At 52.0% G+C, this 21,105-nt stretch carries 18 protein-coding genes; 6 read left to right on the top strand and 12 right to left on the bottom strand.

Going from position 1 to position 21,105, the window contains the following annotated elements:
* Positions 1-74: 74 nt before the first annotated feature.
* Positions 75-818 carry a 4-aminobenzoate synthase gene (locus BLV85_RS01235; RefSeq protein ID WP_090411295.1) on the top strand — a complete coding sequence of 248 codons (744 nt, stop codon included), beginning with the start codon at positions 75-77 and terminating at the stop codon, positions 816-818.
* A gap of 241 nt (positions 819-1,059) precedes the next feature.
* Here BLV85_RS01235 and BLV85_RS01230 read toward each other — a convergent pair whose 3' ends face one another.
* Positions 1,060-1,995, bottom strand: coding sequence for a LysR family transcriptional regulator (locus tag BLV85_RS01230; protein ID WP_090411293.1), 936 nt, complete (start codon positions 1,993-1,995; stop codon positions 1,060-1,062).
* 295 nt (positions 1,996-2,290) lie between these two features.
* On the opposite strand from BLV85_RS01230, the gene BLV85_RS01225 reads away from it, so the two are divergent.
* Positions 2,291-3,034: a 4-aminobenzoate synthase gene (locus BLV85_RS01225; RefSeq protein ID WP_090411291.1), complete on the top strand. Its 744-nt coding sequence runs from the start codon at positions 2,291-2,293 to the stop codon at positions 3,032-3,034.
* 133 nt (positions 3,035-3,167) lie between these two features.
* Here the strand turns inward: BLV85_RS01225 and BLV85_RS01220 are convergent, their stop codons facing one another.
* Positions 3,168-3,428 carry a LysR substrate-binding domain-containing protein gene (locus BLV85_RS01220; RefSeq protein ID WP_245725032.1) on the bottom strand — a complete coding sequence of 87 codons (261 nt, stop codon included), beginning with the start codon at positions 3,426-3,428 and terminating at the stop codon, positions 3,168-3,170.
* Positions 3,429-3,534: 106 nt separating this feature from the next.
* Here BLV85_RS01220 and metE point away from each other — a divergent pair, with 106 nt between their 5' ends.
* Positions 3,535-5,808, top strand: a complete 2,274-nt coding sequence (gene metE, locus BLV85_RS01215) for a 5-methyltetrahydropteroyltriglutamate--homocysteine S-methyltransferase (RefSeq protein ID WP_090411287.1) — start codon at positions 3,535-3,537, stop codon at positions 5,806-5,808.
* A gap of 357 nt (positions 5,809-6,165) precedes the next feature.
* Here metE and BLV85_RS15045 read toward each other — a convergent pair whose 3' ends face one another.
* Complete coding sequence (locus tag BLV85_RS15045) at positions 6,166-6,318, bottom strand: hypothetical protein (protein WP_176973884.1); 153 nt, start codon at positions 6,316-6,318, stop codon at positions 6,166-6,168.
* A 53-nt stretch (positions 6,319-6,371) separates the two neighbouring features.
* Between BLV85_RS15045 and BLV85_RS01210 the strand changes: the two genes are divergently transcribed.
* Both BLV85_RS01210 and BLV85_RS01205 read left to right on the top strand, forming a co-directional pair.
* Positions 6,372-8,000, top strand: a complete 1,629-nt coding sequence (locus BLV85_RS01210; RefSeq protein ID WP_245725031.1) for a Na/Pi cotransporter family protein — start codon at positions 6,372-6,374, stop codon at positions 7,998-8,000.
* Between the two features lie 193 nt (positions 8,001-8,193).
* Entirely contained in the window at positions 8,194-9,276 is a 1,083-nt protein-coding gene (locus BLV85_RS01205) for a DUF21 domain-containing protein (RefSeq protein WP_090411283.1), read from the top strand.
* 31 nt (positions 9,277-9,307) lie between these two features.
* Here the strand turns inward: BLV85_RS01205 and sugE are convergent, their stop codons facing one another.
* Together sugE and htpG are read right to left on the bottom strand one after the other, a co-directional pair.
* Complete coding sequence (sugE, locus tag BLV85_RS01200) at positions 9,308-9,628, bottom strand: quaternary ammonium compound efflux SMR transporter SugE (protein WP_090411281.1); 321 nt, start codon at positions 9,626-9,628, stop codon at positions 9,308-9,310.
* A gap of 181 nt (positions 9,629-9,809) precedes the next feature.
* Positions 9,810-11,732 carry a molecular chaperone HtpG gene (gene htpG / locus BLV85_RS01190; RefSeq protein WP_090411277.1) on the bottom strand — a complete coding sequence of 641 codons (1,923 nt, stop codon included), beginning with the start codon at positions 11,730-11,732 and terminating at the stop codon, positions 9,810-9,812.
* Positions 11,733-11,849: 117 nt separating this feature from the next.
* Here htpG and BLV85_RS01185 point away from each other — a divergent pair, with 117 nt between their 5' ends.
* Positions 11,850-12,983: a PQQ-dependent sugar dehydrogenase gene (locus tag BLV85_RS01185; RefSeq protein WP_090411276.1), complete on the top strand. Its 1,134-nt coding sequence runs from the start codon at positions 11,850-11,852 to the stop codon at positions 12,981-12,983.
* A gap of 417 nt (positions 12,984-13,400) precedes the next feature.
* On the opposite strand, the gene nuoN is transcribed toward BLV85_RS01185, so the two are convergent.
* The 7 genes from nuoN to nuoH all read right to left on the bottom strand — a co-directional run bounded on the left by nuoN (position 13,401) and on the right by nuoH (position 21,102).
* On the bottom strand, positions 13,401-14,846 hold the full coding sequence (gene nuoN / locus BLV85_RS01180; protein WP_090411274.1) for an NADH-quinone oxidoreductase subunit NuoN: 1,446 nt from the start codon (positions 14,844-14,846) through the stop codon (positions 13,401-13,403).
* Positions 14,847-14,910: 64 nt separating this feature from the next.
* Positions 14,911-16,392 carry an NADH-quinone oxidoreductase subunit M gene (locus BLV85_RS01175; RefSeq protein ID WP_090411272.1) on the bottom strand — a complete coding sequence of 494 codons (1,482 nt, stop codon included), beginning with the start codon at positions 16,390-16,392 and terminating at the stop codon, positions 14,911-14,913.
* A gap of 94 nt (positions 16,393-16,486) precedes the next feature.
* Complete coding sequence (gene nuoL, locus BLV85_RS01170; protein ID WP_090411270.1) at positions 16,487-18,433, bottom strand: NADH-quinone oxidoreductase subunit L; 1,947 nt, start codon at positions 18,431-18,433, stop codon at positions 16,487-16,489.
* Positions 18,434-18,510: 77 nt separating this feature from the next.
* Entirely contained in the window at positions 18,511-18,816 is a 306-nt protein-coding gene (gene nuoK / locus BLV85_RS01165; protein ID WP_090411267.1) for an NADH-quinone oxidoreductase subunit NuoK, read from the bottom strand.
* A gap of 58 nt (positions 18,817-18,874) precedes the next feature.
* Positions 18,875-19,480: an NADH-quinone oxidoreductase subunit J gene (locus BLV85_RS01160; protein WP_090411265.1), complete on the bottom strand. Its 606-nt coding sequence runs from the start codon at positions 19,478-19,480 to the stop codon at positions 18,875-18,877.
* A gap of 18 nt (positions 19,481-19,498) precedes the next feature.
* Complete coding sequence (gene nuoI / locus BLV85_RS01155) at positions 19,499-19,987, bottom strand: NADH-quinone oxidoreductase subunit NuoI (RefSeq protein WP_090411434.1); 489 nt, start codon at positions 19,985-19,987, stop codon at positions 19,499-19,501.
* A 14-nt stretch (positions 19,988-20,001) separates the two neighbouring features.
* Positions 20,002-21,102: an NADH-quinone oxidoreductase subunit NuoH gene (gene nuoH, locus BLV85_RS01150; protein WP_090411263.1), complete on the bottom strand. Its 1,101-nt coding sequence runs from the start codon at positions 21,100-21,102 to the stop codon at positions 20,002-20,004.
* Between the last annotated feature and the right edge of the window lie 3 nt (positions 21,103-21,105).

The following is a 21,105-nucleotide window of genomic DNA, read 5'->3' as shown; positions in this document are numbered from 1 at the left end:
GAATTAGCGATGATAATAAACTGTTGCCCAAAATATCTTGTTAATCCACTCTATTTACACTCATAGGAGCTATCATGGCCACAAACGAAACACTTAAGCAACAGGTCAATGCCATCATTCAAAGCAGACATTTGCTGCAACACCCCTTCTACATTGCCTGGACGGAAGGCAAACTCACCAAAGAGCAGCTGCGCCATTACGCCGAACAATATTTTTACAACGTTCTGGCTGAACCGACCTACCTGAGCGCGGTGCATTTCAACACACCGCATTTCCACGATACGCGCAACAGTGGCGATATCAGCGTACGCCAGGAAGTCCTGAAAAACCTGATCGACGAGGAGCATGGCGAGAAAAACCATCCTGCACTCTGGAAAACGTTTGCATTCGCACTAGGTGCCGACGATGCCAGCCTGGCGAAAGCCGATGCTCTGCCGGAAACGCAGAATCTGGTTTCCACTTTCCGTGACATTTGCCTGAACCAGCCGTTCTATGCCGGTCTGGCCGCCCTGCACGCATTCGAATCACAAGTGCCCGATATTGCTGCCGTCAAGATTGATGGCCTGGCCAAATTCTATGGCATGAACAATCCCCAGGATTATGAATTTTTCTCGGTCCACCAAAAAGCGGATGTTTATCATTCACAGGCTGAATGGGCCATCATTGAAAAATTTGCCGACACGCCAGAGAAACAGGCCGAAGTGCTGGCCGCGACACGCCGGGCATGTGACGCACTCTGGAAGTTCCTGGACGGTGTGCATCAAACCTACTGCGCCGATCTCGAATGCGAGGATAAATCTGCCGCAACCCTGCATTAAGACCCGCTTCGACTGGCAGTTCAGCGTGACCGGGTGGCAGCCAGTCGGCAAGACTGGCAAACCACCCGGTCATTCCTTAAGGAGTCGTGAAGGAATAAGTGTGGCAATTGGACGCGTCTGGTGGGATGCAAGACGAGAGGAGGAGTCATAGCAAGGCTATGGCGACGAACGAGCAACGCCGCAGTGCGCCCGCCAGATGCGATCCAAGTGTTACAGTTATTTATGAGCGACTCCTAAAATCTCACTTCTTCCGCTGCTTGGCCGCCCGCAATGGCCTGACACCTTCCAGCTTGGCAAAGCAGACTTGGCGAATCGTTGCCAGGAAATCCTGCAGATAACCCAAAGTGGCGGTTTCCTCCCGCACTGAAAGATACAAATCGCTCCACAACCCGCGCCTACCGATGCGGCGGGCAATCACGTAATCATAATCCAGATAGTTGGTGATCCCCCAGCCAGGGAGTGCGGCGATACCCCGCCGGCTGGCCACGAGTTGCAGAATGGCCACGGTAAGTTCAGCCGTGCGCCGCTGCCAAGTGACATTGGCAGGGATCAATACCTGGCGGATCAAATCAATTCGTTCATCGGGCACCGGATAAGTAATCAGCATATCGCGGGAAAAATCCTGGGCCTCGAGCACGCGTTTCTTGCCCAGCTCATGACCAGGCGCAAGCACCGCCAGGATCTCGAAGCGGAACAAGGGAAAATGCACGATGCCAGGCTGCAGCCCGGGTTCCGATCCAATGACCACATCCGCAGCGCCATGCCTGAGCAAATGCACGGGATCGCTGTGAAACCCGGATACCAGATCAAGTTCCACGTCGGGCCAATCGGCACGGAATGTATCCATGATCGGCATCAGCCAGTCAAAGCAGGTATGGCATTCCAGTACGATGCGCAGACTGCCCGTGGCTTTCTGCGAGATTTTGGCCAGATCTCGTTCTGCTGCCCGAATCTCTCCAAGAATTTTTTCTGCCAGCTGCACCAAGCGCCTGCCCGCCTCGGTTAACTGCACAGCATGTCCATGGCGTTGAATGATCGGCGACTGATAATGCGCCTGCAACACTCTGATCTGATGAGACAGGGCAGACTGGGTCAAATGCACGCGCGCTGCCGCGCGCGAAACACTCCCCGTTTCATGCAAGGCCTGCAGTGTGCGCAAATGACGCAATTCCAGCATAATTATGAATAGTGTTCATAGTTGATCATAAAAATTTTCATTTGATTCATTATAAAGTATTCAACAAAATGCTAGCTCCTAGATAGAAAGCGCTTGGTAATAGTATTGACACATCATCTCGGTTTCCCAAGAATCAGTCCACAACGTGAATTGAAAAAAACACTGGCAGCCCACTGAAAGAAAAAATCAGTACCAAGCAATTATCGACGACAGCCGACACAATATTAGCGATGATAATAAACCATTGCCCAAAATATCTTGTTAATCCACTCTATTTATACTCATAGGAGCTATCATGGCCACAAACGAAACACTTAAGCAACAGGTCAATGCCATCATTCAAAGCAGACATTTGCTGCAACACCCCTTCTACATTGCCTGGACGGAAGGCAAACTCACCAAAGAGCAGCTGCGCCATTACGCCGAACAATATTTTTACAACGTTCTGGCTGAACCGACCTACCTGAGCGCGGTGCATTTCAACACACCGCATTTCCACGATACGCGCAACAGTGGCGATATCAGCGTACGCCAGGAAGTCCTGAAAAACCTGATCGACGAGGAGCATGGCGAGAAAAACCATCCTGCACTCTGGAAAACGTTTGCATTCGCACTAGGTGCCGACGATGCCAGCCTGGCGAAAGCCGATGCTCTGCCGGAAACGCAGAATCTGGTTTCCACTTTCCGTGACATTTGCCTGAACCAGCCGTTCTATGCCGGTCTGGCCGCCCTGCACGCATTCGAATCACAAGTGCCCGATATTGCTGCCGTCAAGATTGATGGCCTGGCCAAATTCTATGGCATGAACAATCCCCAGGATTATGAATTTTTCTCGGTCCACCAAAAAGCGGATGTTTATCATTCACAGGCTGAATGGGCCATCATTGAAAAATTTGCCGACACGCCAGAGAAACAGGCCGAAGTGCTAGCCGCGACACGCCGAGCATGTGACGCACTCTGGAAGTTCCTGGACGGTGTGCACCAAACCTACTGCGCCGATCTCGAATGCGAGGATAAATCTGCCGTAACCCTGCATTAAGACCCGCTTCGACTGGCAGTTCAGCGTGACCGGGTGGCACCAGTCGGCAAGACTGGCAAACCACCCGGTCATTCCTTAAATCTCACCTATTCCACTGCTTGGCCGCCCGCAATGGCCTGACACCTTCCCGGGTCTAGAGCACGCGTTTCCTGCCCAGCTCATGACCAGACGCAAGCACTGCCAGGATCTGGAAGCGGCTCAAGGGAGAATGTTCGATGCCAGACCGCAACCTGAACTCCGATCCGATGACCACATCCGCAGCGCCATGCCCGAGCAAATGCACGGGATCACTGTAACACCCGGATAGCAGATCGAGTTCCACGTCGGGCCAATCGGCACGGAATGTATCCATGATCGGCATCAGCCAGTCAAAGCAGGTATGACATTCCAGCACGATTATGAATGTTATTCATAATATGTCATAAAAACTTTCATTTGATTCATTGTAAAGTATTCAACAGAATGATAGCTCCTTCAATCTAGATAAAAAGAGCTTGATAATGGTATTGACACATAATCTCGGTTTCCCAAGAATCGGTCCGCAACGTGAATTGAAAAAAGCACTCGAAGCCCACTGGAAGCAACAAATCAGTGCCGAGCAATTATTGACGACAGCCGATGCAATTCGTGCCGCCAATTGGCACACTCAACAACAGGCAGGCATGGATTGGATTCCGGTCGGCGATTTCTCCTTGTATGACCATGTGCTCGACATGACCGTATTGCTCGGCGCGGTGCCGCACCGCTTCGGGCCAGTCACCGATGAAATCTCCCTCGAGCTGTATTTTGCCATGGCGCGCGGCACAGCCGATCAGCCGGCAATGGAAATGACCAAATGGTTCAATACCAACTACCATTACATTGTGCCTGAATTCGATGAAGCGACTGTTTTCCGGCTCGCATCCAATCGTTTGTTTCAGGAAATTGCAGCAGCGCAAGCGCTTGGAATAACCCCCAAACCCGTATTGCTCGGCCCCCTGAGCTATCTGTACTTAGGCAAGGAGACAACGCCAGGTTTCAACAAACTTCAATTGCTGTCCCGGCTATTGCCAGCATATCAAGAAATCCTGTCCAGTATCGCCACGCTGGGCGTACAGTGGGTGCAAATTGACGAGCCAATACTTGCGCTCGATCTGGATCAGAACTGGCTAGAGGGCCTGCAGACCGCTTATCACGCCCTGCAGCACAACGGATGCCGGCTATTGTTGACGACCTATTTCGGCACAGTCGAGCACCACCTGTCGCAACTCAGCGCTTTACCTATCGATGGACTCCATCTCGATCTATGCCGCGCACCGGAACAACTTGAAGCTTTTCTGGGCCAGGCGTTCGCGAACAAAACGCTGTCATTGGGTGTGATCGATGGCCGTAATATCTGGCGCGCGGATCTTTCGAACAAGCTCGACATGCTGACACATGCGCATACCGTACTTGGAAACAGGCTCTGGATTGCGCCCAGCTGTTCGCTCCTGCATTGTCCGGTCGACCTCACACAAGAAACGCAACTTGACCAGGAAATCCGCAATTGGCTGGCATTCTCGGTACAGAAACTGGCAGAAGTGACCATCCTCGGGCAAGGCTTGAATGCAGGCAGGGCATCGATCCAGTCATCACTGACAATTTCCGATCAAGCCTGCCGCGCCAGGCGGGAATCCAGCCGCATCCATAACCCGGTCGTCGCACAGCGAATCCAGAACCTGAATGCGCATGACGCACAACGCCAGCAGTCGTTTGCATTCAGGCGCCCACTCCAGCAGCAACGCTTTCGTCTGCCTCTGTTGCCGACAACCTCGATCGGTTCCTTCCCACAAACCAGCGAGATTCGCCAAACACGCGCGGCTTTCAAGAAAGGCCGTGTGAGTCATCTCGAATATCTGGCGGCCATGCGCGCCGAAATCCAGGACATTATTACCAAACAGGAACAGGTTGGGCTGGATGTCCTGGTTCACGGCGAACCCGAGCGCGGGGATATGGTGGAATATTTCGGCGAACAATTGTGGGGCTACACATTCACCGAACATGGCTGGGTCCAGAGCTATGGCTCACGCTGCGTCAAGCCCCCGATTCTCTATGGCGATGTCTATCGGCCGGAAGCGATGACCGTGGAATGGATCAAATATGCACAAAGCCTGACGAGCAAGCCGGTCAAAGGCATGTTGACGGGACCGGTCACGATGCTGATGTGGTCATTCGTGCGCGATGATCAGCCCCAAGCAGACACTGCCTTACAGCTCGCGCTGGCGATTCGTGATGAAGTCAGCGACCTGGAACGTGCCGGCATCGGGATGATCCAGATCGATGAGCCGGCCTTCCGCGAAGGATTACCGCTGCGGCGGTCGGATTGGGCGCATTATCTGGAGTGGGCAGTCAAAGCTTTCCGCATTGCGAGCTCAGGCGTCAAGGACGACACGCAAATTCATACGCATATGTGTTATTCGGAGTTTCATGACATTCTGCCAGCAATCGCCAACCTCGATGCAGATGTCATCACGATTGAAACCTCACGTTCCCGCATGGAATTACTGGATGCCTTTGTGGAGTTTGCCTATCCGAACGAAATCGGACCTGGCGTCTACGATATTCATTCACCCCGCGTGCCCAATGCTTCGGAAATGCTGGATCTGCTCAAGAAAGCAGTCCGGCATATCGACCCGCAGCATTTATGGGTCAATCCGGATTGCGGCCTGAAAACGCGCAACTGGTCCGAGACTGCCGCCGCATTGAGCAAGATGGTGGACTGCGCCAGAACCATGCGCAATTTACTGAAAGCCTGATTAGGAGCCGTGAAGAAATAAGTGTGACATTTGGGCGCGTCTGGCGGGATGCAATGCAAGGCGAGAGGAGGAGTCATAGCAAGGCTATGGCGACGACGAGTAACGCCGCAGTGCGCCCGCCAGATGCGATTCAAATGTTACAGCTATTTATGAGCGACTCCTTAGATCAGTATCGCGGCTGTGCCCGCCCATATGCGCGGGTAGCGGCAGCCAAAATGTACCCCCTATCCGCTCAAACTGACCTCCCTACAGCAGGTCCACAAGACCATCTCCAAACTTATAGAAGTATTAGCACCGGCAGAACAATTCCCATCCCATCCCTTGGCACCGCAAGCGATACGTTAAACTATAAAAATATTACATTGATGTTTCACTTTCACTTACCATGCTTCTCCCGATGAAATAAGGGGCTTTTACTGTAATTGTCATCCACTCAACAATCGCATCATGCCGGCTATCATCAACCCATATATCAATTTCGCCACACAACTGATAAATCATCAAAGCCATTCGATGCGGGAACTCTTTGCTTATTCCTCTGAGGTATCCGGACAATGACTGCCATGATTTTTCAACTGATGGGCGGCATCGGCCTGTTCCTCATGGGTATGGTATTGCTCACCGACGGCCTGAAATCCTTGACCGGTGAAGCGCTGCGTCGTGCGCTGGTACGCTTCACGGGAACACCCTACAAGGCCTTCGCATCCGGTACCCTGGTCACACTGATGGTGCAATCATCCAGTGCCACGACCGTGACCTTGATCGGGTTCGTCAGTGCCGGCCTGCTCACTTTTCCTCAGGCACTGGGGGTCGTGCTGGGAGCCAGCCTGGGTACAACCGGCACCGGTTGGCTAGTCTCGGTGCTTGGACTGAAAATAAGCCTGGGATTTTATGCCTTGCCGCTGGTGGGAGTTGGTGCGCTCATGCGGCTGCTGACCCGCGGACGCTGGCGCTCGCTGGGTCTGGCACTGGGAGGTTTCGGGCTGATCTTCGTTGGAATCGACACCCTGCAAACCGGTATGCAGGATCTGGCGGGCGCCTTTGACTTGGCGCTGCTGCCTTCGACTGGTCTGATTGGTTATCTGGCGGTTGTCTCAATCGGCGCACTGATGACAATCGTGATGCAATCTTCCAGCGCAGCGGTCGCCACCACACTGACCGCCCTGCACGCCAGCGCTGTCAACTTCGATCAAGCCGCCTTGTTGGTAATCGGTGCAGCGATCGGCACCACGATCAAGGGGCCGTTGGCAGCGATTGGCGGCAGTGTCTCTGCCAAGCGTACCGCCCTCGCTCACGTGCTGTTCAATCTGGCGACTGGCATCATAGCGCTACTGATGCTGCCAGTTCTATTGGGAGGATTGGAATTCGCGCAACAGCAAATGCATCTCGAACCCGGCGCCATCAGTCTGGCTGCTTTCCACACCCTGTTCATCGTACTGGGTGTCTTGATTTTCCTGCCTTTCACCAAGCCTTTTGCACGCTGGATCGAGCACCTGTTGCCTGAACACGGACCGAGACTGACCCGTCATCTCGATGATTCCTTACTGCAGGTGCCAGCCGTTGCACTGGAATCCACCCGGCGCACTCTGGTAGATACCACTTTGGAAGTCATCAATCTGCTCGAGCAGTTGTTAAGCAGTGCGGTGGGCCAGGTTAACGAAACACAACGTACAGAAGTCAAAGGCGCATTGGAAACCACACAACGCTTCTTTACAAAGATTCCATCGATTGCGGATGACGAACCTCTCTCCCACCAGCGGGTTGTACAGTTACATGCCATTGATCATTTAGCGCGCTTGCTGACCCGCCTGAATCTGTCAGCCACTGCACGTAAGGCACTGGCACAGCCATCCATGCAACTTGCACTTAGGCAAACGCGCGCAACACTCGCTCTGGCACGCCAAGGATTACTGGGTCGTGCGCCAGCCGATTGGCTGACTCAGATGGAACAGCAGGCAATGGTTCTGGCTGACTTGCGGCGCGATGAGCGCCTGGGAATTCTCCGTCAAACCGCAGCAGGCCGACGCAGTCCATTCGATGCGCTGGATGCATTAGATACTGTACGGTGGCTGGAGCGCGTCGCTTATCATACCTGGCGGCTTTGCCACTATCTTGCTGAGGAACATATGATTGAGGCCAAGGGAGATAACATTAAACCCATAGATCTGCTGGCAAACACTTTGGATCAATAACTCCAATCAGCGTGTGCATGGGATGATCAAGCCCCACGCCATTCGACCTGTGACAGGAAATGACCATAAAGGAGACATTCGATTTTTTCATTGCTTCGATCGGATCATGTGGCACATCCTGCCTGGCGAAGATTTGCCAGGATCATGGACTGATATTTAGTTCCATAGCCGGAGATACAATGGACTCTATATCATGAACGAATTACTCACTTGGGTCGGCATTGCCCTATGCCTGACGCAGTCGGCCATATTTTCCGGACTTAACCTGGCCGTGTTCAGTCTCAGCCGTTTACGGCTGCAAATAGCCGCCGAAAATGGCGATCACGATGCGCAGAAGGTTCTGATGTTGCGGCAAAATGCCAATTACACGCTGACGACCATCCTGTGGGGAAATGTTTCGATCAATGTCCTGCTGACCCTGCTGGCCGATTCCGTTCTGATGGGTCTGAGCGCCTTCTTTTTCTCTACCGTCGTGATCACTTTTGCCGGTGAAATTCTTCCTCAAGCCTATTTTTCTCGGCATGCACTGGTGGTCGCATCACGACTCACCCCGTTGTTGCACTTGTATCGGATACTGTTGTGGCCGGTTGCCTGGCCTTCGAGCAAGCTGCTCGATATCTGGATCGGTCCGGAAGGTATTCCCTGGTTGCGTGAGCGCGAGCTCAAGCAAATGCTGGAACAACACGCCCGCGACCTGGATACCGAAATCAGCCAGGTCGAGGCTGCGGGTGCGATCAATTTCCTGGCATTGGATGATTTGCCGGTCGGGCTGGAAGGCGAATTGCTCGATCCTCAAAGCGTGATCTGTCTGACCTTTCAGAACGGACGGCCGGTATTTCCAGAAATTTCCTGTAATGTGGCAGATCCGTTCCTGCAGCGCATTGCTGCAAGCGGCAAAAAATGGGTTGTATTGGTGGATGAGGCGGAAGAGCCTCGCCTGGTGGTCAATGCGCCCGCATTGTTGCGAGCTGCGCTCTTCGACGACCAATCGTTTGATCCCGCGCAATTCTGTCACCATCCCTTGGTCGTACGCAATCCCCAGCTGCCACTCGGCCAGACACTGACTCGTTTGACCGTAAGTCCGGAGCGGCCAGGTGATGATGTCATCGATGAAGACCTCATTTTGGTATGGGGCAAGGCAAGAAGGCATATCATCACAGGCTCCGATATCCTGGGGCGACTGCTGCGCCAGATCGTTCAACAAAGACCGGTTCCGGCCGACTCCCGCAGCCGGCAGACTGCTTCAACCTGCATCGGGTCCAGCAAGCGAAGATGAATCTTCCGGCCCGCCACAGTCTGCAACACCATCAGGCAGGCGTTGCAAACTTGAGACCGATAATACCGCCAACGATGAGTGCAATGCTGAATACTCGCATGCCATTCACCGGCTCACCAAACAGCAGCATGCCAAAGATAACCGTGCCCACCACGCCGACCCCGACCCATATCCCGTAAGCGGTCCCGACAGGCAGCGATTTCATGGCGATTCCCAGTAACCAGATACTGACAATCATCGCCAGCACCGTCCAGACACTGGGCCACAGCCGACTGAAACCCTCCGTGTATTTCAAGCCGATCGCCCAGGCGACTTCAAACAAACCCGCCAGCACAAGTATAAACCAGGCCATTGATTGTCCTCACAATTTGGGTTGCACGGGTCGTCCCGGCCGATATCGAAAAATTGAGGTCGTCCCCAATTGCACGCCACTGGTTGGCATCCGGGCCAGCTTGTGCCAGTCAAGCATCCAGCCAAGGCGCCCGGGATCACATGGCACTGGTGGCCATTATCCAGCAGGCTGGAAATGCTTACTAATTGTCGCTCAACACGTTCTGCAGCAGCAGATCGTTCAATCGCTTGACAAAACTAGCCGGATCTTCAAGCTGCCCCCCTTCGGCCAGCAGCGCCTGGTCGAACAAAATCCGGCTCCAGTCTGAAAACTTGGCTTCTTCGTATTTCAATCGCTGCACCATCGGATGATGTGGGTTGATTTCCAGGATCGGTTTGCTGTCTGGAACCTTCTGACCGGCTGATTTGAGTAGACGCTCCAAATTACCACCCATATCATGCAAATCGGCCACCAGGCAGGCAGGCGATTCGGTCAGACGGAATGTAATTCGCACATCCTTGACCTGTTCGCTCAGAATTTCTTTCATTTTTGTTGCCAAGTCCTGGAAATCGCCGGCCTCTTTTTCCTGTGCCTTTTTCTCTTCCTCGTCGGCGAGCTTGCCCAGATCGAGATCACCCTTGGCCACCGATTGCAGCGGCTTGCCAGCATACTCATGCAGATGGGCAACCAGCCACTCATCGATACGATCGCACAAGAGCAGCACTTCGATCCCCTTCTTGCGGAAGATTTCAAGATGCGGGCTGCTCTGGGCAGCTTTCAAACCATCTGCAGTGATGTAATAGATTTTATCCTGCTCCGGTTTCATGCGGGCGATATAATCATCCAGCGATACCATCTGCTCTGCCCGTTCATCATGGGTCGAGACAAACCGCAGCAGCTTGGCAATTCGTTCGCGATTGGCAAAATCTTCCGCCACGCCTTCTTTCAGAACCTGGCCGAACTCCTTCCAGAAGGTTCTGAATTTTTCCTGATTTTCGCTTTGATCACTGCTGGCCAATTCCTCGATCAATCCCAGTATTTTCTTGACCGAACCCGCCCGGATGCTGTCGATATCCTTGGATTCCTGCAGGATTTCGCGCGAAACATTCAAAGGCAGATCATTGGAATCGATAACGCCGCGCACGAAACGCAAATAGCCGGGCAGCAGTTTCTCGGCATCGTCCATAATAAACACACGCTTGACATACAATTTGACACCGTGACGGTGTTCCCGGTCGAATAAATCGAATGGCGCGTGGGAGGGAATATATAGCAACTGGGTATATTCCTGCTTGCCTTCTACCTTGGCATGCACATAAGCGAGTGGCGGCTCGAAATCATGTCCGACATGTTTATAGAACTCATCATACTGTTCCGGCGTGATCTCATTCTTGGGCCGCGCCCAGATCGCACTGGCCTGGTTAATGGTTTCATCTTCGTCGCCGATACGGTAATCCTTGCTCTCTTCGTCCCACTCCTCTTTTTTCATCACGATCGGCAAAGTGATATGGTCCGAATAGCGGCGAATGATTGAATGCAGTTTGAAGCCATTCAGGAATTCATCCTCCTCAGCGCGCAAATGCAGCACGACTTCAGTACCACGGTCCTGCTTCGTCACCGTTTCAAGTGTGAATTCGCCCTCCCCTTTCGATTCCCAGCGTACGCCATGCTCAGCGGTCAGCCCCGCACGGCGTGTGGTCAGGGTGACTTTGTCTGCGACAATGAAAGCCGAATAAAAACCGACTCCGAATTGGCCAATCAGGTGTGCATCCTTGGCCTGATCGCCGGTCAATGAATTGAAAAATTCCCGGGTACCGGATTTGGCGATAGTCCCCACATTGTCGATGACCTCCTGTCTGGACATCCCGATTCCGTTATCGCTGATGGTAATCGTGCGTGCCTGCTTGTCATAGGCAACACGAATTTTCAGGTCAGGATCGGATTCATACAGGGCTGCGTCAGACAGTCCCTCAAACCGGAGCTTGTCAGCGGCATCGGATGCATTGGAAATCAATTCACGCAAAAATATTTCCTTGTTGCTGTAGAGCGAATGAATCATCAACTTCAGAAGTTGTTTCGCCTCAGCCTGAAAGCTCATATGTTCGACGTTTTCTGCTGTTTGCATACTTTCCTCCTTAAAAAATGCGTTAATATTGTGCGGTCAGATTAGGCAATTTCAAGCCATCCTATCGATGATGGCTCTGCCGTCACCGCAAGCTTTCAAATTATTCTCTTTAGACGTATGAAATTTCTACCCATTTTCAACCTGATAGTATTGTTTTGCATATCAACATCAGCAAAGAGCGACCAGCAAACCGCACTGCCGCTCGAAAACATCCAATTACCTCCAGGATTCTCCATCAGTGTCTGGGCAGAAGTCCCGGATGCGCGCGCCATGGCGCTGGGGGACGATGGCACAGTATTCGTCGGCTCAAAATCAGCCGGCAATGTTTACGCCATCACGGAAAAATCAGGCAAGCGGCAAGTACGCGTCATTGCCGATAGACTCAAAATGCCAACCGGTATCGCGTTCCATGAGGGTGCGCTGTATATCGCAGCAGTCGATAAAATCCTGCGTATCGACAATATCGAAAATACACTTGATAAACCCGCAGCACCGCATATTATAAACGCGGATTATCCCAGCGAGACGATTCATGCGCAGCGCTATATCGCCGCCGGGCCGGATGGCTGGTTGTATGTATCGATTGGCTCACCCTGCAATGTCTGCGAGGCCGATCCGACTGAGTTTGCCATTATTTCACGCATCCGGCCGGATGGTTCAGAGCGCGAGGTATTTGCCCAGGGCGTACGTAACTCGTTGGGTTTTGATTGGCACCCCGTCACCGGGGATATTTGGTTCACCAATAACAACCGCGACTGGATGGGAGAGGATCTGCCGCCGCATGAAATGAATCATGCACCCAGGCCGGGCCTGCATTTCGGCTTTCCCTACTGTCATGGAAGTACGCTCCTTGATCCCAAATTCGGGGCCAAGCGCGGTTGCAACAAATCCACGCCGCCCGCTGCAGAGCTCGATCCTCATGTCACGCCGATGGGCATGCGCTTTTATACAGGCAGTCTGTTTCCGGAACGCTACCGCAACCAGATCATCATGGCAGAACACGGCTCTTGGAACCGCCGCGTGAAAGTGGGCCATCGGTTGTTATTCGTACAGCTAGAAGCGGATCAAGTGGTCAGCAAGGAAGTCTTTGCCGAAGGCTGGCTGATAGCAGAACAAAACCAGGCTTGGGGAAGCCCAGTGGATGTGTTGGTCATGCCAGACGGCGCATTGCTGGTTTCAGACGACACGACGGGTGCAATTTACCGCATTAGCTACGATGAAACTGCAATCGGACAAGATGAAGACAATTGACAGGATCTGTCGTATTTGTCGTATTGTGTCTTAAATCTAGGATCTTGGCAGAATTTTCATCAAGATCTGCCAAGATCTCCAATAAATTCTTGAACTAAGGAGTCGCTCATAAATAACTGTAACACTTATTCCTTCACGGCTCCTAATAACCGCTTACAAGACCTGCCGCTGTGTAAAAAATCCACACCTTCGAAGGTGTGCGATTGATCATGGGCCTCCAAATCGTTTCAAGGAGGGACCACAGGCTGCCCGGAATAATCAATCGTTAGCGTGGTGGTGCTGCGCAAGTGCACCCTGCGAGGGAGTCAGAAACAAGCCAATTATAATCCCACTGGACGAGGAAGCGACTGGCGCCCAATCAGAATTTACAACCGCCTCCTCACAGGAACAGTGGCTGCAAACCCTGATCGACAAATATTACATTGAATGCTGTATCGCGAACAAGCTCAGGCCCATCAGCATTTGTGGGAAGATGCCCAGCATGACGACAGCCAGACCATTGACAGTGATCAAAAGTCTGACATCGGGTTTGAATACGATGGGCTGGGTAATTTCAGGTGTATCGAAATACATGAATTTGATAATGCGCAGGTAATAGAACGCACCAATCAGAGATAGCACCACAGCTGATATCACCAGCCATAAATAACCTGCCTCTAGGGCCGCCTGCAGGACAGACAGCTTCGCATAGAAACCAATCATGGGAGGAATACCTGCCATTGACAACATGACGACCATCATGATCAGGGCAACCCAAGAATTTCTCTGATTGAGTCCCTTGAAATCACTGATCGCATCGGCTTCGAAGCCTTCACGAGAGAGCAGCATGATGATTCCAAAAGCTGCGACCGTCATGAGCACATAGGCGATCACATAAAACATCGCAGCACTATAGCCATTCTCGTTGATGGCAAGAAAGCCCAGCAATACGAATCCCATATGTGAAATCGTCGAATAAGCCAGCATGCGCTTGATATTACTCTGGGCAATAGCCACGATATTACCCACCGCCATGGAAGCGATCGCCAGCAATGCCAGCATACCCTGCCAGTCGGCAGCCATTTCTCCCAGCCCTTCAACCAGCAAACGCATGACAAATCCGAATGCTGCCAGTTTGGGTGCCGAACCGATAAACAGCGTCACTGCCGTGGGCGCACCCTCATAGACATCCGGCGCCCACATATGAAATGGGACGGCGCTCATTTTGAAACTGATGCCGGCCACCACGAACACCAGCCCAATCACCAGCACAGCATGGTCCATCACGCCCGAGCGTATGACGGCCGTAAGCTCGGGTGTATGCAAGGTGCCCGTCGCGCCGTAGATCATGGACATGCCATACAGCAGGAAACCGGAAGCCAAGGCACCCAGCACAAAGAATTTCATAGCAGCTTCGGTCGCGACCGATGAATCGCGCTGCAACGCGACCATGGCGTAAAGCGCCAGTGACAACAGCTCCAGTCCCAAATACAAAGTCAAGAGATGACTGGCAGAAACCATCACCATCATGCCGAGTGTGGCAAACAATGCCAGACTGAAAAACTCGCCACGCAGCAGCCCTCTCTTGCTGATGTACACGCGAGAATAGATCAAGACTGTTGCAACCGTAAGATACATCAACAACTTGAGGGTATCTGACAGGGCATCATCGACAAACATGCCGGAAAAGGTATAACTGACCTCGGTAGAGAATGTACTGTAAGTCAACACCGCGGCACCAGCAAGCGCAAACAATGCCAGGAAAAATGCCAAATAGCGATGTTTTTCACCAGCAAACAAATCCGCAAGCATGACCACACACACCATGACCAGTAAGAAAATCTCCGGGTAAGCAGGCGCAAAGTCAGGTGACAGGAAATCCATGAATTGTCCTCAGTTTCCTAAAGGGAATAAATACTTATATGTTTGAAAAACCGGATTAATACTCTTATAGCTTGGAACGAGCGATATGTTCGAGCAAGTTATCAACCGTGACATGCATCACTTCCGTTAAGGGTAGTGGGTAAATGCCCAGCAACAATACAGCCAGTGCCAGTATCGCCAATATTGAAAACTCGCGCCTGGAAATATCCTGCAATCCTTCCACTTTCTGATTGGCGACCGCTCCAAATATGACCCGTTTGTACATCCAGAGTGTATAGGCCGCACCAAAGATCAACGTCAGGGCTGCAAAAAAGGCATACCAGAAATTGACCTCGATCGACCCCATGATCACCATAAACTCACCGACAAATCCGCTGGTGCCGGGTAATCCGGCATTGGCCATCGCAAACAACATAAAAAATGCGGCAAAAACCGGCATTTTGTTTACCACCCCACCGTAATCCGAAATCTGGCGGGAGTGCATGCGGTCATACAAGACCCCGACGCACAAGAACATGGCGCCTGAAATAAAGCCATGAGAAATCATTTGCACCATCGCGCCTTCCAGACCATAGGCATTGAACAGGAAGAAGCCCAGCGTCACGAATCCCATATGCGAAACCGACGAATAGGCAATGAGCTTTTTCATGTCCTGTTGCATCAATGCCACCAAGCCAATATAAACGACCGCAACCAGCGACAGAAGAATCAATAACCAAGCCAGCTCCTGACTGGCATCAGGCGTGATGGGCAAGGAAAATCTCAGGAAACCGTAGCCGCCCAGCTTGAGCAGGATAGCCGCCAGAACCACGGATCCACCAGTAGGCGCTTCCACATGCGCATCCGGCAACCAGGTATGAACCGGCCACATGGGCACCTTGACCGCAAAAGCCAACATAAAGGCAATGAAGATCAGAATCTGAGCGGTCATTGGAATCGGGAGCTGGTGGTAATCCAGGATCGAGAAACTGCCTTCCGAAGTCTGATATAGGTAAATCAGCGCCACCAGCATCAACAACGAGCCCAGCAAGGTGTAGAGGAAGAACTTAATCGCCGCGTAAACCCGGTTAGGCCCACCCCAGACACCGATGATGATGAACATCGGAATCAACGAGGCTTCCCAGAAGGTATAGAACAGCACCGCATCGAGCGAGGCGAAGACACCGTTGACGATGCCGGACATGATCAAAAACGCGCCCATATACTGCGAAACGCGTTCACGAATGACTTCCCAGCCAGCGATAACGACCAGCGGTGTCGTGAAACAGTTCAACAGAATCAATGGCATCGATATGCCATCCACGCCAAGATCGTAAAACACATTGAGCCGCTCGAACCATACACTGCGTTCGGTAAATTGCATCGTGCTAACGGATGAGTCAAAGCCGCCATAAAGCGGGAGCGCCACCAAGAAGCCAGCCACAGCTCCAACCAGCGAAAGCCAACGGGTTACCTTCAAATTACGGTCACCCATCACCAGCACAACCAGGCCAAAAATAATCGGTAACCAGATAATCAGACTTAACAGCGGAAATCCAAACAACATGATTTTTTCGTCTCGAATTGCATATCAATGCGTATAAGTTATTCCAGGGGTTCAGCCCAGCCAGTCACGGCCTCGGCGGTCAGCTCCCTGGAGCCTAAAAATGGAACAGCCACAGACTCATCAAAATAAAAACACCTACAATCATGCTAAACGCGTAATGGTAGATATACCCTGACTGAAACCGGCGCGCTATGGTTGCAAACCACGCCACTGCCCGGGCCGAGCCATTCACGAAAAATCCATCGATGAGTTTGATATCTCCATATTTCCACAATAGGGAACTCAATGCGCGTGATCCACGCGCAAACAACCATGAATAAAGCTCGTCGATGTAATACTTGCGGTCGAGCAATGTATAGACAGGACCGGCAATTTTCCTGATTTTGGCTGGCCACCCGGTTTTATATTGATACAAGAACCAGGCTGTGAATATGCCCGCAACGGCCAACCAGAAAGGCAGTGTCACGAATGCATGGCCGATCATACCGAAAATGCCGGTATAGGCCTCGCCCATCCTGGCCACCACATCATGTTGGGCCTGGACATGGATCACGTCAGCGAAATAATCGCCGAAGAGCATAGGGCCGATGAACCAGCCAGCGACCACTGTCGGTACCGCCAATGCAATCAGCGGCAACGTGACCACTCGCGGTGATTCGTGCAAATGCTCACGCGTATGGCTATCCATACGTGGCTGGCCGTAGAAGGTCATGAACATCAGGCGGAAGGTGTACAGGGCCGTCACGAAAACCGTACTCAACACACAGAAGTAGGCAAAATCCGCACCGGGAATCTCTGAAAAATGTACTGCCTCGATAATCGCATCCTTGGAAAAGAAGCCCGAGAAACCGGGCACGCCCGCACTGGCCAGCGCTGCGATAAACATGGTAGCGAAAGTGATCGGCATATATTGCTTCAGCCCCCCCATTTTGCGCATGTCCTGCTCGTGATGCATGGCGATGATGACCGAGCCGGCACCCAGGAACAGCAGTGCCTTGAAGAAAGCATGCGTCATCAGATGAAAGATCGCGACCGAATACGCCGAGGCACCCAACGCTACTGTCATATAGCCCAGCTGCGACAAGGTGGAAAAGGCAACCACGCGCTTGATATCGTTCTGCACCACCGCAACCAGCGCCATGAACAAGGTCGTGATACCGCCGATCACCAGGACAGTGGATAAGGCTGTTTCCGAGAATTCAAACAAAGGTGACATGCGCGCCACCATAAAGATACCGGCAGTCACCATGGTGGCCGCATGGATCAGGGCTGAAATGGGTGTCGGACCCTCCATCGAATCAGGCAACCAGACATGCAGTGGAAATTGCGCCGACTTACCCATTGCCCCGACAAACAACAGCAGACAGATAACGGTCAACAGCATCCAGGATTCGCCAGGAATGATCTCGATCGACTGCGACGACATATGGCCGGCATGCGAGAAAACTAGCGCATAGTCGAGTGTACCGAAATGCATGAGCACCAGACCAATGCCGAGCAGAAAGCCGAAATCCCCCACTCGATTGACAAGAAAGGCCTTTAAATTTGCATAAGTGGCAGTCGGACGGGTATACCAGAATCCGATCAACAAGTAGGAAACCAGTCCAACCGCCTCCCAACCGAAGAACAATTGCAGGAAATTATTGGACATCACCAGCATCAGCATGGAGAAGGTGAACAGCGAGATATAGCTGAAAAAGCGTTGATAGCCCGGATCCCCATGCATATAGCCAATAGTGTAGACATGCACCATGAGCGAAACACCGGTCACAACCACCATCATGGTAGCCGTCAGCGTATCGATCAGGAAGCCCACTTCAAAGACCGTTTCCCCAGATGTCATCCAGGTGTAGACACTACCGTTATAGGTATTACCCTGGAGTACATCAATAAAAATTACGATGGAGGCGAAGAGTGACAACGCCACCAATGCAATCGTCGTGCGGTGACTCCAGACCAGACCGATCCGCTGTCCAAATAATCCTGCGATGATTGCACCCAGTAAAGGCGCCATCGGAACCAGCAAATAAAGTTTTTCCATCTAAATTATGAATTAACAGTTTTCGGTTAACAAACGGCCTGTGATAGCAGGCTCAGAGTTCCGGGTTAAGCAGATGCCTAGCCCTTGAGCTCGTCGAGATCATCCACATTGATGGTACGCAAATTCCGGAACAACGCGACCAGAATGGCCAGACCAATCGCCGCTTCCGCCGCTGCGACAGCCAGAATGAAGAACACGAATATCTGTCCGGCCGTATCCTGCAAATAATGTGAAAAAGCCACGAAATTCATATTAACGGCCAACAGCATCAGCTCGATTGACATCAACAGAATAATGACATTCTTGCGGTTGAGAAAAATACCGACAACCCCTATGCCAAACAACACTGCGCCAAGCACAAGATAATGTGACAACGATACCAAGACGATTACCTCTTAGGTGGAGTAAATATGAAATGGTCGAAGGTTCTAACCAGCGCTATTATTCTTTCTTCTCGGCTGGCATGGATACGACTCTGATCCGATCATTCCGCCGAACCGCAATTTGTTTGGAAATATTCAGGGACTTCTTATCGGTTCGAGAGCGCAAGGTTATGGCGATGGCAGCGACCATGGCCACCAGCAGAATCACAGCTGCAAGCTCGAATGCATAAACATAGTCGGTATAGAGCAAGCGCCCCAACTCCTTGGTATTGCTGTAATCGGCCGCTTTGGGCGTGGGTGCCGGCATATTATCGGATCCGAACTGCTGCCCCATCAACACCATGCTCATTTCAACCGCCATCACCAAGGCGAGTGCTGCCCCGAACGGAAACCATTTCCAGAAACCCTCGCGCAAGCGATCCAGATTGATATCCAGCATCATCACTACAAACAGAAACAGCACCATGACCGCACCCACGTAGACCAGCACCAGCGTGATCGCCAAAAACTCGGCTTCCAGCAACAACCATAATCCGGAAGACGTGACAAAAGCCAGCACCAGCAGTAATGCGGAGTGGACCGGATTACGCAAGGTAATCACGCCAAGTGCAGAAATGACCAGTACACTTGCCAAGCTATAAAAAATAAAATCCTGGAAATTCATGAAATCACAACCATTGGTTTAACGGTAAGGCGCATCCGCCGCCCTGTCTTGAGCTATCTGTTCTTCATAGCGGTCTCCTACCGCCAACAGCATATCCTTGGTATAGGTCAGATCCCCTCGAATCTCACCGTGATATTCCAGCACACGGGTCTCGACAATCGCATCGACCGGGCAGGCTTCCTCACAGAATCCACAAAAAATGCACTTGATCATATCAATATCATAGCGGGTCGTCCGGCGAGTACCGTCTTCGCGCTGATCGGATTCTATCGTGATCGCCATCGCAGGACACACCGCCTCGCAAAGCTTGCACGCGATACAACGTTCTTCGCCATTGGGATAGCGGCGTAAGGCATGCAATCCTCTGAAGCGTGGAGATTGGGGTGTTTTTTCCTCCGGATAATGCACCGTGATTTTGGGTGCGAACAAATAGCGTCCGGTAACTTTCATACCTTTCAGCAATTCAAATAACAGAAAGGTTTTAAAAAACTGCTTGATACGTTCCATCATTCTGTCTCCTCTCAGCTAAACCAGAGATTGAGTGGGAATGCGAGCCTGACCGTCTCCGGCAGCTGCATGACCGCACCGAGCACTACGATCCAGATCAGGGTGACCGGTATGAAAATCTTCCAACCCAACCGCATAATCTGATCATAACGGTAGCGGGGAAATGTCGCCCGAAACCAAAGGAAGAAAAACAGCATGAAACCAATTTTCAACAACAGCCAGATCATGCCGGGAATCAGATTGAATGGTGCGATATCAACCGGCGGTAACCACCCACCCAGGAACATGATGCTGGCCAGGGTTGCCACCAGAATCATATTGGCATACTCCGCCAGGAAGAAAACGGTAAAAGCCATACCGGAATAATCCACGTGGAATCCGGCCACAATTTCCGATTCACCCTCGGCTACATCGAAGGGTGCACGATTGGTTTCTGCCACACCCGAGATGAAATACACCAGAAACATCGGGAACAAGGGGATCAAGTACCAGTTCAGGAAGCTGCCCCCCTGCTGGCCGGCCACGATATCGCCAAGATTGAGGCTGGATGCCATCATCAGTACGCATACCAGGGCAAATCCCATTGCCAGCTCATAGGAAACAACCTGCGCCGCAGAACGCATGGCACCAAGAAAAGCGTATTTTGAATTGGATGCCCAGCCGGCAATGATCACGCCATACACCCCGAGCGAGGTCATCGCAAGAATATAGAGCAAACCGGCATTGATGTCGGCCAGGACTAGTTCGGGCGAGAACGGTACGACCGCCCAGGCTGCCAAGGCAGGCCCCAGGGTAAGAATCGGAGCCAGCAGGAACAGGAACTTGTTCGCACCGGTCGGCACGATGATTTCCTTCATCAACGCCTTGACTGCATCGGCAATCGGCTGCGCCCAGCCGCGCAGCCAGGGAATACCGAAGAAGGTCACCCGGTTAGGCCCTACCCTAACCTGCATATAGGCGATAATTTTCCTTTCGGCAAATGTAAGATACGCCACTGCCAACAACAGCGGCGTCACAATTGCCAGGATCAGCATCACATTCTTCACCACCAAATAGAGTGGCGCCCCCCATTCCGGGCCGAATAATTGTTCAAATAATTGTTGCGAGTTATCCATTAA

Origin of the sequence: Nitrosomonas halophila (genome assembly GCF_900107165.1) — a bacterium.
In the GTDB taxonomy this organism is placed as follows: domain Bacteria; phylum Pseudomonadota; class Gammaproteobacteria; order Burkholderiales; family Nitrosomonadaceae; genus Nitrosomonas; species Nitrosomonas halophila.
Note: the sequence above shows the minus strand (reverse complement) of the source record. Positions and strands in the feature narration are given on the sequence as shown.

Excerpts from the sequence above, each read along its gene's own strand:
- BLV85_RS01235 (WP_090411295.1), top strand. The coding sequence starts at position 75 with ATGGCCACAAACGAAACACTTAAGCAACAGGTCAATGCCATCATTCAA.
- BLV85_RS01230 (WP_090411293.1), bottom strand. The coding sequence starts at position 1,995 with ATGCTGGAATTGCGTCATTTGCGCACACTGCAGGCCTTGCATGAAACG.
- BLV85_RS01225 (WP_090411291.1), top strand. The coding sequence starts at position 2,291 with ATGGCCACAAACGAAACACTTAAGCAACAGGTCAATGCCATCATTCAA.
- metE (WP_090411287.1), top strand. The coding sequence starts at position 3,535 with ATGGTATTGACACATAATCTCGGTTTCCCAAGAATCGGTCCGCAACGT.
- BLV85_RS15045 (WP_176973884.1), bottom strand. The coding sequence starts at position 6,318 with ATGGCTTTGATGATTTATCAGTTGTGTGGCGAAATTGATATATGGGTT.
- BLV85_RS01210 (WP_245725031.1), top strand. The coding sequence starts at position 6,372 with ATGATTTTTCAACTGATGGGCGGCATCGGCCTGTTCCTCATGGGTATG.
- BLV85_RS01205 (WP_090411283.1), top strand. The coding sequence starts at position 8,194 with ATGAACGAATTACTCACTTGGGTCGGCATTGCCCTATGCCTGACGCAG.
- sugE (WP_090411281.1), bottom strand. The coding sequence starts at position 9,628 with ATGGCCTGGTTTATACTTGTGCTGGCGGGTTTGTTTGAAGTCGCCTGG.
- htpG (WP_090411277.1), bottom strand. The coding sequence starts at position 11,732 with ATGCAAACAGCAGAAAACGTCGAACATATGAGCTTTCAGGCTGAGGCG.
- BLV85_RS01185 (WP_090411276.1), top strand. The coding sequence starts at position 11,850 with ATGAAATTTCTACCCATTTTCAACCTGATAGTATTGTTTTGCATATCA.
- nuoN (WP_090411274.1), bottom strand. The coding sequence starts at position 14,846 with ATGGATTTCCTGTCACCTGACTTTGCGCCTGCTTACCCGGAGATTTTC.
- BLV85_RS01175 (WP_090411272.1), bottom strand. The coding sequence starts at position 16,392 with ATGTTGTTTGGATTTCCGCTGTTAAGTCTGATTATCTGGTTACCGATT.
- nuoL (WP_090411270.1), bottom strand. The coding sequence starts at position 18,433 with ATGGAAAAACTTTATTTGCTGGTTCCGATGGCGCCTTTACTGGGTGCA.
- BLV85_RS01160 (WP_090411265.1), bottom strand. The coding sequence starts at position 19,480 with ATGAATTTCCAGGATTTTATTTTTTATAGCTTGGCAAGTGTACTGGTC.
- nuoI (WP_090411434.1), bottom strand. The coding sequence starts at position 19,987 with ATGGAACGTATCAAGCAGTTTTTTAAAACCTTTCTGTTATTTGAATTG.
- nuoH (WP_090411263.1), bottom strand. The coding sequence starts at position 21,102 with ATGGATAACTCGCAACAATTATTTGAACAATTATTCGGCCCGGAATGG.